Below are 12,815 nucleotides of genomic sequence, written 5' to 3'. Positions count from 1 at the left end.
ACTTTAACGGCAGCGCGCGCGAAGAATTGAATGAAGATTTCGTGACGCGATGCACGTCGATGGTGCAGGCGTCGCGTGGGGGCTGAAAGGGAACGACGCGGGGGCCGAGGCGGGAGCGGAAAAGTGCCTACCCTGGCGCGGCTAGCCATGCCGGGCGCGCAGGTGCCGCGTCAGCGCCTGCCCGCGTTCAGGGTGCCTTGCGTGCGCGCTGTGCCCGCCGCGGCATCCGGGGCCAGCCGCGCCGCCTCCGCGTCAGCGCTTGCCCGCGTTCAGCGTACCCTGCGTGCGCGCCGTGCCGGCCGCGGCATCCTCGCCGTCGCGCTCGCCGCTCATGTCGCGCGCGCCCCAGCGCTGCGCGAGCGCCGCGCACGCCATCAGCTGAATCTGGTGGAACAGCATCAGCGGCAGCACGATCGCGCCGACCGCCTGCGCGGAGAAGATCACCTTCGCCATCGGCACGCCGGCCGCGAGGCTCTTCTTCGACCCGCAGAAGATGATCGTGATCTGGTCAGCGCGGTTGAAGCCGAGCCGCTTGCCGACGATCGTGGTCAGCACCAGCGCGATCACGAGCAGCACGACGTTGACCACCAGCAGGCCGCCGAGCGCGCGCGCCGGAATCTGGTGCCACAGCCCCTGGTTCACGGCCTCGCTGAACGCGACGTAGACGACGAGCAGGATCGAGCCCTGGTCGACGAAGCGCAGCACGCCGCGATTGCGCTCGATCCAGCCGCCGATCACGGGCCGCAGCAGCTGGCCGGCGACGAACGGCACGAGCAGCTGCAGCACGATGCTGCCGACCGTACTCCATGGCGACGCGGCCGCGGCCGACTGCGACGTGATCATCAGCCCGACGAGCGCCGGCGTCACGAAGATGCCGAGCAGGCTCGACGCGGACGCCGCGCACACCGCGGCCGGCACGTTGCCCTTCGCGATCGACGTGAACGCGATCGACGACTGGACCGTCGACGGCAGCGTGCACAGAAAGAGCACGCCGGCATAGAGCGTCGGCGTGACGAGCGGTTGCAGCACGGGTTTCAGCGCGAGGCCGAGCAGCGGGAACAGCGCGAACGTGCTGAGCAGCACGACCGCATGCAGCCGCCAGTGGGTCGCCCCCGCGACGACGGCTTCGCGCGACAGCTTCGCGCCATGCAGGAAGAACAGCAGGCCGACCGCGATGTTGGTCGCCCAGTTGAACGCATGGGCGGCCGGGCCGCGGCACGGCAACAGGCTCGCGAGCACGACGGTGCCGACGAGCGCGAGCGTGAAGTTGTCGGGAAGGAAGCGGGGACGGGCCATCGGGAGCTAGATTCGGAAACGGCGGCGCGCATCGCGCGCGAAGCCGATATTGTCCCGGCTGGTCATTCAATAGACAAATTCATTGTGAGAATCGATTGATGAGTCTCGTGCATGCGGCAGGGCCACCGGCCGGCGCGCGAATGGGCAGAAGAATGTTCTTCCACGATTGGCCGCGGAAGTGAAAAAACCTAGCAGTAACATGGTGTTACACCGATGCCGGCGACCTAACACTTTTTGGCTCGACACCGTTTCGGACCGCTCATAAATTACTGCTGAAAGGCTTGCGTCAGCCGAAAAACACCGGCGGCGAGCGGTAACAGGCAATGAATGATGACGGAACGGGTGAAACTGAAGGTCGGACGATGGGTGGCAGGCGTGCTCGGCACGCTGCTGATGCCGTTCGCGCTCGCGCAACCGCCGCACGGCGGTCATGCGTTCGGCGGCCACGGTTTCGGCGGCGGCGACATGCGCGCGTACGGCCAGTCGGCCGCCAGCGCGCAGGTCTGGCGCCGGGCGTTGCCGCCGGGCGGCGCGCGTGCCGGCGGCGTGAGCGGCTACGGATCCCGCTGGGGCCTGCGGCCGACGCCGTCTTACGGCCATTACGCCGCGCAAAGCCCGTATCGCCCGATCAGCGCCGACTCCCGCCAGATGCCGCGCCCGCCGGGCGGCGGCAACGTGCCGATGCGTGCCGGCTCGATCCGCGCCGACGTCGCGCGCTACAACGAGGAGCGCGGCGGCCGTCCGATGCCGCCCCCGCGCTCGCAGGAAGAACCTGCCGCCCACTCGCCGTATTTCTCCCCGTTCTACCGAAACTGAGCGCACCGCGCGTTCGTTGAGCGCCCCGCGCGCTCGTCCCTCGCCGGCTGTGATGCGAATTCGCCACAGTCGTGCGCAGATTTCCGCTGATTTTCCCCCCGCATTGCGCTATCTTTCGCGCCCGGCACGGGCGCCGTTCCGCGGCCGTCCCGTCGCGTGCCTGCCCCGCGCGGGCCCGCGGTGACGCGTGCGGCCATGTGTCGATTCCGCGAAGTTAATGCCGCCGCTATACCCGCAATAAGTGCGCGCAATTTTGACCGGACAAATGATCCGTAAAGATGGCTGCGCCCCATACGACGCAAGCAATCGGCTCCAAAAAACAACGCTCGCGCCACTTATCGACATTCGACAAAACCTGGAGATCCCATGAAAGCATTCGCTCGCCGTGCGTCGCGCACGTCCGTCAAGCTGATCGCCGCGGCCACCTGCGTGGCGGCCGCCGCACCCGTCCACGCGCAGTCGAGCGTTTCGCTCTACGGCCAGGTGGACGAATGGGTCGGCGCAACCAAGTTCCCGGGCGGCGACCGCGCGTGGAACGTGTCGGGCGGCGGGATGTCGACCTCGTACTGGGGCCTGCACGGTGCGGAGGATCTTGGCAACGGCTACAAGGCGATCTTCACGCTGGAGAGCTTCTTCCGCGCGCAGAACGGCCAGTTCGGACGCTTCCAGGGCGATACGTTCTTCGCGCGCAACGCGTACGTCGGCGTCAGCTCGCCGTACGGCACGGTGACGGCAGGCCGCCTGACGACGCACCTGTTCCTGTCGACGATCCTGTTCAACCCGTTCTACGACTCGTACACCTTCTCGCCGATGGTGTACCACGTGTTCCTCGGCCTCGGCACGTTTCCGACCTATCCGAGCGACCAGGGCGCGGTGGGTGATTCGGGCTGGAACAATGCGCTGTCGTACACGTCGCCTTCGTTCGGTGGCCTGAATTTCGGGGCGATGTACGCGCTCGGCAACACGGCCGGCGACAACCGCTCGAAGAAGTGGAGCGCGCAGTTCAACTACGCGAACGGCCCGTTCGCCGCGACCGCCGTCTACCAATACGTGAACTTCAACAACGGCCCGCAGGACCTGAGCTCGCTCGTGACCGGCATGAAGAGCCAGGGGATCGGGCTGGTCGGCGCGACCTACGACCTGAAGTACGTGAAGCTGTTCGGCCAGTATATGTATACGAAGAACGACCAGGTTGCCGGCAGCTGGCACGTGAATACCGCGCAGGGCGGCGTATCGGTGCCGCTCGGCGTCGGCAACGCGATGGCGTCGTATGCGTACTCGCGCGACGGCGGCGGCCTCGACCAGACGCGCCAGACCTGGGCCGTCGGCTACGACTATCCGCTGTCCAAGCGCACCGACGTTTACGCCGCGTACATGAACGACCACATCAGCGGCCTGTCGAGCGGCAACACGTTCGGCGCAGGCATCCGCGCAAAGTTCTGACGAGACGATGGCGGGCGCGAATCAGCACCGCGCGTGCCGCCCGCCCGTTTCCCGCCCCAAAACGGCGCCGCTTACTGTTGCGCCGTTTTGCCATTGTTGACCTTTTGGTTTCCTTGCCTTTGTTACCCTATCTCGTAATTGCATGATTCCCAGGAATTGCGAGCTAGTTCGATGGATACCCTCGTCAGCATGAATGTGTTTCGCTACGTCGTCGAAGTGGGCAGCTTCGTCGGCGCGGCGGAGCGCATGCAGATGTCGGCCGCGATGGCGAGCAAGCACGTGATGCATCTCGAGCAGCAGCTCGGCGCGCGGCTGCTGCATCGCACGACACGACGCGTCGCGCCGACCGAGGCGGGACGCGAATACTATGAGCGCCTCGTGCAGGCGCTGTCGGAACTCGACGAAGCCGGACAGGCGGTCGGCGCCGCGAGCGTCGTGCCGCAGGGCCGCTTGCGCGTGACGTCGCTGTCCGCGTTCGGATTGCGGCACGTGATGCAGGCCGTCACCGATTATGCGGGCCGGTTCCCGGACGTGGTCGTCGACATGACGCTGTCCGATCGCGTGGTCGACCTGATCGAGGAAGGCTATGACGTCGCGGTGCGCGCGGCGCCGAACGGACTGAAATCCTCGTCGCTGGTCGCGCGGCAGATCGCGACCGCGCACATCCTGCTGGTCGCGTCGCCCGAATATCTCGAGAAGCACGGCACGCCGCAGACGATCGCCGATCTCGCGCACCACAACTACCTGCGCCGCGATTCGAATTCGACGATGCTCGATTCGCTGGTGATCGACGCGGCCGCCGCGTCGCGCGTGAACCTGAACGGCAACCTGATCGTGAACCACCTCGAAGGGTTGCGCGCGGCCGTGCTCGCGGGCGCGGGCATCGCGCTGCTCGGCACCGAGGTGGTCGGCGACGACATCGAATCCGGCCGGCTCGTGCCGGTGCTGCTCGATTCGGTGCCCCCGCACGAGGCGCCGATCTATGCGGTGTATGCGAGCCGCCGCCACGTGTCCGCGAAGGTGCGCTCGTTCGTCGACTTCCTTGCCGCGCGTTTCGAAGGGCAGTCGCTGTGCCCGTCGATCGAATCGCACCTGCGCGTGCTGCCGATCACGCGGATCAAGCGCGCGGGCTGACCGGCGCTGGCCGCCCGCGGGCGGACATGAAAAAAGCGCGAGCCGTTGTGCGGTTCGCGCTTTTTCGTTTCTGGTCCGATGTGATGCGCGGATGCGCGGCGGTGAAGCAACCCGCCGCGTGCGTCAGCGTGCGATGCCGAGCCGGGCCTTCGCGTCGTCGTACTCGCGCTTCATCCGCTCGACGAGCTCGCCGACGCTCGGCAGGTCGTCCATCAGGCCGACGCCCTGGCCGGCACCCCAGATGTCCTTCCACGCCTTCGTCTTGTCGCCGCCGAAATTCATCTTCGTCTTGTCCGATTCCGGCAGCGCGTCCGGATCGAGGCCGGCCTTCTCGATGCTCTCGCGGATGTAGTTGCCGTGCACGCCGGTGAAGAGGTTCGTATAGATGATGTCGGACGATTTCGCGTTGAGGATCGCGTGCTTGTAGTCCTCGACCGCGTGCGCTTCCTGCGTCGCGATGAAGCGCGTGCCCATGTACGCGAAGTCGGCGCCCATCGCCTGCGCGGCGAGGATCGAGCCGCCGTTCGCGATCGAACCGGACAGCACGATCGGGCCGTCGAACATCCTGCGCACTTCGCCGACGAGCGCGAACGGCGACGTCGTGCCCGCATGGCCGCCGGCGCCGGCCGCGACGAGGATCAGCCCGTCGACGCCGGCTTCGAGCGCCTTCTGCGCATGGCGCAGGTTGATCACGTCGTGCAGCACGATGCCGCCGTAGCTGTGCACCGCGTCGACGATCTCGCGCGCCGGCGCGCGCAGGCTCGTGATGAAGATCGGCACCTTGTGCTCGACGCACACGCGCACGTCATGCTCGAGGCGCACATTCGACTGATGGACGATCTGGTTGACCGCGATCGGGCCGATCACAGCGTCCGGGTGCTTCGCCTTGTGGCCGGCGAGCTCGGACTGGATCTGCGTGAGCCACTCGTCGAGCAGTTCGGCCGGACGGGCGTTGAGCGCGGGGAAGGATCCGACGATACCCGCCTTGCATTGCGCGAGCACGAGTTCGGGGTAGCTGACGATGAACATCGGCGACGCGATGACGGGCAGCGTCAGGTTCTGCAGGACGGCGGGCAATGCCATGTGATGTCTCCAGTCTCGAGGGGCGGCCGGGGCCGGCGCGATCGCGCCGGCTTCGGCATGCATGCTTGGCGGTCGAACGGTGCTTCGAGTGTAGCGGCGTAGCGCTGCGCCCATATTAATACGAACGGTCGTGCGATTCTACGCGAGCTTAGCAAACGGCGCGGCGTGGCGACAATCGAGTGAGTGTTCTCTTTCTACGCATTCGGGCGGCTGCCGCGCGCAGCAGCCGGCTGCGCGCTCCTACAATACCCGCCATAACAAACCGACGAGAAACAAACCATGTCGTTTGACGCGTTTGCATCGTTTCGCGTGACGATGCAGGACACCGACATCTTCGGTGTCAAAGGAGGCGCGGGGCCGCCGCTTCTGCTGCTGCACGGCCATCCGCAGACCCACATGATCTGGCATCGCGTCGCCGCGACGCTGGCGAATCACTTCACGGTGATCGCGACCGACCTGCGCGGCTACGGCGCGTCGGGCAGGCCGCCGAGCGACGCGCGGCATGCGCCGTATTCGAAACGCGCGATGGCGGCCGACCAGGTCGCCGTGATGCGGCATTTCGGCTTCGAGCAATTTCACGTGTGCGCGCACGATCGCGGCGCGCGCGTCGCGCACCGGCTCGCGCTCGATCATCCGGCGGCCGTCGAACGGATGATGCTGCTCGACATCGCGCCGACGCTCGCGATGTACGAGAAAACGGACCGTGCGTTCGCGACCGCGTATTTCCACTGGTTCTTCCTGATCCAGCCGGCGCCGCTGCCCGAAACGCTGATCGAAGGCCGCACCGATGCGTATATCGAGCGCGTGATGGGCAACCGTTCGGCCGGGCTCGCGCCGTTCGCGCCGGAGGCGCTCGCCGCGTATCGCGCCGCGCTCGCGCAGCCGGGCGCCGTGCATGCGATGTGCGAGGACTACCGCGCGTCGGCGACGATCGATCTCGAACACGACCGCGCGGATCTCGAGCGCGGCAACAAGGTCGCGTGCCCGCTGCGCGTGCTGTGGGGCGAGCGCGGGATCGTCGGCCGCTGCTTCGATCCGCTCGACGAATGGCGGCGCGTCGCGCGCGACGTCAGCGGCCGCGCGCTCGCTTGCGGGCACTACATTCCGGAAGAGGCGCCTGTCGCGCTGGTCGACGAGCTGCTCGCGTTCTTCGACGCGCGCGACGCGGCGGCGTGAGCGGCGCCGGCCGCGGCGGCAAGCGCCGACGGTCAGCGGCGCGCGGCGTCGTCTTCGACGAGCGGCGGCAGGCGGCGCGGCACGGGCGTCGATTTCACGATCGCCGTGCTCGTTTCCGCGCGCTCCGTCACCTTCGACAGGATGTCGTCGAGGTGCCCGATCGTGCGCAGGTAGAGCCGGCAGATGAAGCAGTCCTCGCCGGTCACCTTGTCGCATTCGACGAATTCGGGAATCCGCCGCAACACCTCCTCGACCAGATGCAGCTGCCCCGGCAGCGGCTTCACGCGGACGATCGCCTGCAGCGTGTAGCCGAGCGCGCGCGGGTCGAGCTCGACGGTGAAGCCCGCGATCACGCCCTGCGCTTCGAGCCGCCGCACGCGGTCGGCGGTCGCGGGCGCCGACAGCCCGATCTGCCGCGCCAGTTCGCTGGTGGCGATGCGCGCATCCTCGGCAAGCGCCGCGAGGATCGCGCGGTCGGTCGCATCCAGTGACGCGACGGCGGGTGGGGAAAGGCGTTTCGACATGATCGCTTTGCTTTCGAAGGTGAATCGGTGGTTTCGCTTCAGTTTAGTCGTGGATGCGCGGAAAGCAAGTTCCTAGAATCGAAGTCATCTTCTCTCGTCGAATGGAGTCCCTGATGGCCTCGAACGAAACCCGCCGCGGCGCCGCCGAGATGGTCGTCGCGATGATGATGTCCGGCACGATCGGCTGGCTCGTGATGTCGTCGCAGCAACCGCTCACCAACGTCGTGTTCTTCCGCTGCCTGTTCGGCGCCGCGACGCTCGCGATCGTCTGCGCGGCGCTCGGCTTCCTGCGCCGCGCGCTGTTCTCGCCGCGCATGCTCGCGCTCGCAACGCTCGGCAGCGTCGCCATCGTCGCGAACTGGCTGCTGCTGTTCGCCGCGTATTCACGCGCGTCGATCTCGATGGCGACCGCCGTCTACAACACGCAGCCGTTCATGCTCGTCGCGCTCGGCGCGATCGTGTTCCGCGAACGGATCAGCGCATCGACGATCACGTGGCTCGCGCTCGCCTTCGTCGGGCTCGTGTGCGTGGTGCGGGTCGAGCCGGCAGTGCTCGCGGTACCCGGCGAATATCTCGAAGGCGTCGCGCTGTCGCTCGGCGCGGCGTTCCTGTACGCGGTGTCGTCGATCGTCACGAAGCACCTGAAGGGCACGCCGCCGCATCTGCTCGCGCTGCTGCAGGCCGGCCTCGGCATCGTGCTGCTCGCGCCGTTCGCCCACTTCGGCACGTTGCCCGCGACGCCCGCGCAGTGGCTCGATCTCGTCGTGCTCGGCGTCGTGAACACCGGCGTGATGTATGTGCTGCTGTACGGCGCGATCCAGAAGCTGCCGGTCGCGATGACGGGCGCGCTGTCGTTCGTCTATCCGGTCGTCGCGATCATCGTCGATCGCGTCGCGTTCGGGCAGACGCTCGCGTGGACGCAGGTGCTCGGCGCGCTGCTGATCCTGCTCGCGGCGGCCGGTGTGAACCTCGGCTGGCGCATCGTGCCCGCGCGTCGCGCGAGCGTCGGCAACTGAAACGTTCGAGCGATTCGGGGGGCGATTCTGCGGGCTGTTTCGGCTCGCTGACGGGGCCGTTTGCCGCGCCTGTGGGCGCCGCGTCCGGGAACGCCGATTGCCCGCGAACAAGGCCGTAGGAAGTTGTAGGGAAACACCCGATGCGACGCCGCAGCGTCGCTCGTATGATGCGGCTGTGACGTTGATCACGTTCACAGGATTCCGATCTCATGCCGTTCGCCAGACAGGCCGAACGGCATTTTTTTATGCGCCGCTCCGGGCGAGCAAGCGCCGCCGCGCATCGAGCCGCGCGAGCAGCGCGCGCCTCGCGTCGTCGTCCGACGCGCGCCATCCCTTGATCTCGTCGCGCGTGCGCAGGCAGCCCGCGCACCAGTCGGTACGCGGGTCGATCCTGCAGACGTCGGTGCACGGCGACGCGACCGTGCCGACCACCACCGGCACGTCGCTCATGCGTCGTTCCTCAACGCGACGTCGGCGACCGGTGCGCCGGTCAACGAGACGAGCTCCTGCGGCGACAGGTTGAACACAGCATGCGGATGGCCGGCGGCCGCCCACAGGCTGTCGAGCGCGAGCAGGTCGGCGTCGATCAGCGTGACCGGTTCGACGAGATGGCCGATCGGGCACACGCCGCCGATCGCGTAGCCGGTGTGGTCGCGCACGAACTTCGCATCGGCACGGCCGACCGGGCCGACCTGGGCGGCGACCTTCTTCTCGTCGACGCGGTTCACGCCGCTCGCGACGACGAGCACCGGCAGCCCGTCCGATTCGCGCCGAAACAGGATCGACTTCGCGATCTGCGCGACCGAGCAGCCGAGCCCGGCCGCGGCCTCGGCGGAGGTCTTGCCGGTTTCGGCGAGCATCACGATGCCTTTCGAGTGCCCGCGCTCGCGCAGCAGCAGCGCGACGCGTCGCGCGGAATCGGGGAGGGAGTCAAATGAAGTGGGTGTCGTCATGGAGAATCCGTGAGTGTCGGGGTCAGACGCAGCTCGGCGCGTCGGTCGCACTCTGCGCCTTCGCGAGCAGCGCGCGGCCGGCGCGCGACACGTTCGCGCGGCCGATCGCGTTCGAGATGAAGTCGCCGGCGGCGACCACCTGCGCGAGGTCGATGCCGGTGTCGATGCCGAGGCCCTGCATCAGGTACAGCACGTCCTCGGTCGCGACGTTGCCGGTCGCGCCCTTCGCGTACGGACAGCCGCCGAGGCCGGCAACCGATGCGTGGAAGATCTCGATCCCTTCGAACAGCGCCGCGTAGATGTTCGCGAGCGCCTGGCCGTAGGTGTCGTGGAAATGGCCCGACAGCCGTTCGCGCGGAAACACGCGCGTGACGGCCGACAGCACTTCGCGCGTGCGCTTCGGCGTGCCGACGCCGATCGTGTCGGCGATGTCGATCTCGTCGCAGCCGAGCGCGGCGAAGCGTTCGACGACGTCGACGACCGACGCGACCGGCACCTCGCCCTGGTACGGGCAGCCGAGCGTGCACGACACGCTGCCGCGCAACCGCACGCCGGCATCCTTCGCGGCCTTCGCGACCGGCTCGAAGCGCGCGATGCTTTCCGCGATGCTGCAGTTGATGTTCCGCTGCGAGAACGCCTCGCTCGCCGCGCCGAAGATCACCACTTCGTCCGCGCGTGCGGCGAGCGCGTTCTCGAAGCCCTTCAGGTTCGGCGTGAGCACCGAATACACGGTGCCCGCGCGGCGCTCGATGCCGGCCATCACGTCGGCGCCGTCGGCCATCTGCGGCACCCATTTCGGCGACACGAACGACGCGGCCTCGATGTTGCGGAAACCGGCGCGCGACAGCCGGTCGACGAGCGCGATCTTCACGTCGGTCGGCACGAAGGTCTTTTCGTTCTGCAGCCCGTCGCGCGGGCCGACTTCGACGATCTTGACGGCGGTGGGGAACGTCATGGTTGTCTCCAGTTTGTGTAGGCGGAATTCAGTAGCCGCGCGCGTAGTCGACGACGCCGCCGACCCGCTCGCCGCGCTCGAGCGCGCGGATCTTGCCCGCGATCTGCTCGACGGCTTCGTCGCGCAGCGTCTCGGCCGAACAGTGCGGCGTGATCGTGATGCGCGGCGCGTGCCAGAACGGATGATCGGCCGGCAGCGGCTCGTGCTGGAACACGTCGAGCGTCGCCGCGGCGAGCTGGCCACTTGCGAGCGCGTCGAGCAGGTCGGCTTCGACGAGATGCGCGCCGCGTGCGACGTTCACCAGGTACGCACCGGGCGCGAGCCGGGCGAAGGTGCGCGCCGACAGGATCCCGTCGGTATCGCGCGTGCTCGGCAACAGGTTCACGAGTACCTTCGCGCCGTCGATGCACGCGTCGAATGCGTCGTCGCCCGCGAAGGTGTCGATACCGTCGAGCTGCTTCGGGCTGCGGCTGTAGCCGCGCACCGGCAGGCCGAGCGCGGCGAGCGCCTGCGCGACCTGCGCACCGAGCACGCCGAGGCCGAGCACCGCGACGGTGAAGTGCGCGCGCGGATGCGGTTCGAGCACCTGCCAGCGGTGCTCGCGCTGCAGCGCCTCGTATTCGTCGAAGCGGCGCAGGTAGCGCAGCACCGCGTGCGTCACGTATTCGATCATCTGCTGCGCCATGCCCGAATCCTCGAGGCGCACCAGCGGCACGTCGCGCGGCAGCGTGCCGGGATGCGCGCGCTCGAGCGCGAGCAGCGCGTCGACGCCCGCGCCGAGATTGAAGATCGCGCGCAGGCCGTCGCGCGGCGCGAACAGCTCGCGCGGCGCGCGCCACACGAGCGCGTAGTCGGCGGCGGCCGTGTCGCCCGGCTGCCATGCGCGCAGCTTCGCGTCGGGCAGCGCCTGCGCGATCGCGTCGCGCCATGCGTCGGCTTCCTGGTGCGGCGAGTAGAACAGGATCTTCATGCGCTTACTTCGCGAACAGCTGGCCGATGTCGGCGAACGCCTTGAATTCGAGCGCGTTGCCGCACGGATCGAGGAAGAACATCGTCGCCTGCTCGCCGACCTCGCCCTTGAAGCGGATGTGCGGCTCGATCACGAAGCGCGTGTGCGCGGCCTTCAGTTTATCGGCGAGCGCATGCCATTCGTCCATCGACAGCACGACGCCGAAATGGCGCACGGGCACGTTGTCGCCGTCGACCGGATTCACCGCGCTCGCGCCGGTTTCGTCCGGCGCCAGATGCGCGACGAGCTGGTGGCCGAAAAAGTCGAAGTCGACCCAGTGATCCGAGCTGCGGCCCTCGGGGCAGCCGAGCAGGCCGCCGTAGAACGCGCGCGCGTCGGCGAGGCTCGATACGGGAAAGGCGAGATGGAACGGGCGCAGCGCGCCGGCGGGCGTAGCGGACATCGGGCGTCTCCTGTCGATCGGCACCGGCGCGGTGGCGCGCGGGTTTCGATCCGATGCATGGCAAGCGGGAAGCCCACATTCTACGGTTTCGCGGCGGGTTGCGCCGCCGAGGGGCCGCCGGTGCGCGCGGCGCGGCTCGCGCGGGTGGCCGACGGCGGCCTCGTTGGGCGCGCATCGTCGGTAGCCATCCGCGGCGGCCGTCGCCGGGTGCCCATCGCCGGTGGCCGTCCCCGGTGCCCGTCGCGCGCAGAAGCAAAGCACAAAATATTGGTTCGGCCGTCGCGCGCGGCGCGCCACAATCGAACCTCGTCTCCAAGCAAAGCAAGCGAGGGCAATCATGCGCGCATGCAGCAAATCGGCGTGGCCGCCGCGGCTCGTGACCGTTCCGGGCCTGCACGGCAGCGAAGGCGCCCACTGGCAGACCTGGCTGGAGCGGCAGTTCCCGCGTTCGCTGCGGGTCGAACAGGCCGACTGGGACGCTCCGGATCTCGCCCGCTGGGCGCAGTCGGTGCGCGCGCTGCTCGAGCGCGAGCGCGGCCCGTTCGTGCTGGCCGCGCACAGCTTCGGCTGCCTCGCGGCCGCGCATGCGCTCGCGCAATGGCCGCAGGCGGCCGACGTCGCGGGCGTGCTGCTCGTCGCACCGGCCAGTCCGAGGAAATTCACGTTCGCCGGGTCGTTCGACGCGCGCCGGCTCGCGGTGCCGTCGATCGTGATCGGCAGCGAGACAGATCCATGGATGCCGCTCGCCGATGCGCGCACGCTCGCGCAGCGGCTCGGCAGCGCATTCGTGAACCTCGGCGACGCGGGGCACATCAACACGGCAGCGGGCTTCGGGCCGTGGCCGCGCGCGAAATATTTCGTCGACACGCTGGTGCATTGCGCGGCGCCGCTGCGCTTTCGCGATGCGGACGACGGCTTCGACGCCGCGCTCGTCGACCGCGCGCTCGCGCACGCGATCTGACACTCACCGGCACGCGCTGCGCAGCGGCCGCCGCGCAGCGTCGTCG

14 protein-coding genes are annotated in these 12,815 nt (G+C 68.3%); 6 read left to right on the top strand and 8 right to left on the bottom strand.

Going from position 1 to position 12,815, the window contains the following annotated elements:
• Positions 1 to 252: 252 nt before the first annotated feature.
• Positions 253 to 1,296, bottom strand: a complete 1,044-nt coding sequence (locus FFI87_RS15650; RefSeq protein ID WP_012364861.1) for a bile acid:sodium symporter family protein — start codon at positions 1,294 to 1,296, stop codon at positions 253 to 255.
• A gap of 330 nt (positions 1,297 to 1,626) precedes the next feature.
• On the opposite strand from FFI87_RS15650, the gene FFI87_RS15645 reads away from it, so the two are divergent.
• From FFI87_RS15645 to FFI87_RS15635, 3 genes are all read left to right on the top strand, one after another.
• The gene (locus tag FFI87_RS15645) at positions 1,627 to 2,112 is read left to right on the top strand and encodes a hypothetical protein (protein ID WP_041489960.1); all 486 of its coding nucleotides are present in this window, start codon (positions 1,627 to 1,629) and stop codon (positions 2,110 to 2,112) included.
• Between the two features lie 366 nt (positions 2,113 to 2,478).
• Entirely contained in the window at positions 2,479 to 3,555 is a 1,077-nt protein-coding gene (locus tag FFI87_RS15640; protein WP_012364859.1) for a porin, read from the top strand.
• Positions 3,556 to 3,726: 171 nt separating this feature from the next.
• Positions 3,727 to 4,689 carry a LysR family transcriptional regulator gene (locus tag FFI87_RS15635; protein WP_012364858.1) on the top strand — a complete coding sequence of 321 codons (963 nt, stop codon included), beginning with the start codon at positions 3,727 to 3,729 and terminating at the stop codon, positions 4,687 to 4,689.
• Between the two features lie 123 nt (positions 4,690 to 4,812).
• Here the strand turns inward: FFI87_RS15635 and FFI87_RS15630 are convergent, their stop codons facing one another.
• Positions 4,813 to 5,772: an NAD(P)H-dependent flavin oxidoreductase gene (locus FFI87_RS15630; protein WP_138847047.1), complete on the bottom strand. Its 960-nt coding sequence runs from the start codon at positions 5,770 to 5,772 to the stop codon at positions 4,813 to 4,815.
• Between the two features lie 279 nt (positions 5,773 to 6,051).
• On the opposite strand from FFI87_RS15630, the gene FFI87_RS15625 reads away from it, so the two are divergent.
• Positions 6,052 to 6,948 (top strand): alpha/beta fold hydrolase, encoded by an 897-nt coding sequence (locus FFI87_RS15625; protein WP_138847048.1) that lies wholly within the window; start codon positions 6,052 to 6,054, stop codon positions 6,946 to 6,948.
• 32 nt (positions 6,949 to 6,980) lie between these two features.
• On the opposite strand, the gene FFI87_RS15620 is transcribed toward FFI87_RS15625, so the two are convergent.
• Entirely contained in the window at positions 6,981 to 7,472 is a 492-nt protein-coding gene (locus tag FFI87_RS15620; protein ID WP_006754260.1) for an Lrp/AsnC family transcriptional regulator, read from the bottom strand.
• A gap of 113 nt (positions 7,473 to 7,585) precedes the next feature.
• Here FFI87_RS15620 and FFI87_RS15615 point away from each other — a divergent pair, with 113 nt between their 5' ends.
• Positions 7,586 to 8,488 carry a DMT family transporter gene (locus FFI87_RS15615; protein WP_105834748.1) on the top strand — a complete coding sequence of 301 codons (903 nt, stop codon included), beginning with the start codon at positions 7,586 to 7,588 and terminating at the stop codon, positions 8,486 to 8,488.
• Positions 8,489 to 8,731: 243 nt separating this feature from the next.
• On the opposite strand, the gene FFI87_RS15610 is transcribed toward FFI87_RS15615, so the two are convergent.
• Genes FFI87_RS15610 through FFI87_RS15590 form a run of 5 tightly spaced genes read right to left on the bottom strand, consistent with a single transcriptional unit; the run spans position 8,732 to position 11,808 of the window.
• Positions 8,732 to 8,938, bottom strand: a complete 207-nt coding sequence (locus FFI87_RS15610) for a DUF1289 domain-containing protein (RefSeq protein WP_006754262.1) — start codon at positions 8,936 to 8,938, stop codon at positions 8,732 to 8,734.
• Positions 8,935 to 9,441: a YbaK/EbsC family protein gene (locus FFI87_RS15605; RefSeq protein ID WP_011658094.1), complete on the bottom strand. Its 507-nt coding sequence runs from the start codon at positions 9,439 to 9,441 to the stop codon at positions 8,935 to 8,937. The genes FFI87_RS15610 and FFI87_RS15605 overlap by 4 nt, the downstream gene beginning before the upstream one ends.
• Before the next feature lie 22 nt (positions 9,442 to 9,463).
• On the bottom strand, positions 9,464 to 10,396 hold the full coding sequence (locus FFI87_RS15600) for a hydroxymethylglutaryl-CoA lyase (RefSeq protein ID WP_011658093.1): 933 nt from the start codon (positions 10,394 to 10,396) through the stop codon (positions 9,464 to 9,466).
• A 28-nt stretch (positions 10,397 to 10,424) separates the two neighbouring features.
• The gene (locus FFI87_RS15595; RefSeq protein ID WP_138847049.1) at positions 10,425 to 11,366 is read right to left on the bottom strand and encodes a 2-hydroxyacid dehydrogenase; all 942 of its coding nucleotides are present in this window, start codon (positions 11,364 to 11,366) and stop codon (positions 10,425 to 10,427) included.
• A gap of 4 nt (positions 11,367 to 11,370) precedes the next feature.
• The gene (locus tag FFI87_RS15590; RefSeq protein ID WP_006762228.1) at positions 11,371 to 11,808 is read right to left on the bottom strand and encodes a VOC family protein; all 438 of its coding nucleotides are present in this window, start codon (positions 11,806 to 11,808) and stop codon (positions 11,371 to 11,373) included.
• Positions 11,809 to 12,145: 337 nt separating this feature from the next.
• Between FFI87_RS15590 and FFI87_RS15585 the strand changes: the two genes are divergently transcribed.
• On the top strand, positions 12,146 to 12,769 hold the full coding sequence (locus tag FFI87_RS15585; protein WP_138847050.1) for an RBBP9/YdeN family alpha/beta hydrolase: 624 nt from the start codon (positions 12,146 to 12,148) through the stop codon (positions 12,767 to 12,769).
• Positions 12,770 to 12,815 lie beyond the last annotated feature (46 nt).

The organism is Burkholderia sp. KBS0801 (genome assembly GCF_005937855.2).
Taxonomy (GTDB): Bacteria; Pseudomonadota; Gammaproteobacteria; order Burkholderiales; family Burkholderiaceae; genus Burkholderia; species Burkholderia ambifaria.
Note: the sequence above shows the minus strand (reverse complement) of the source record. Positions and strands in the feature narration are given on the sequence as shown.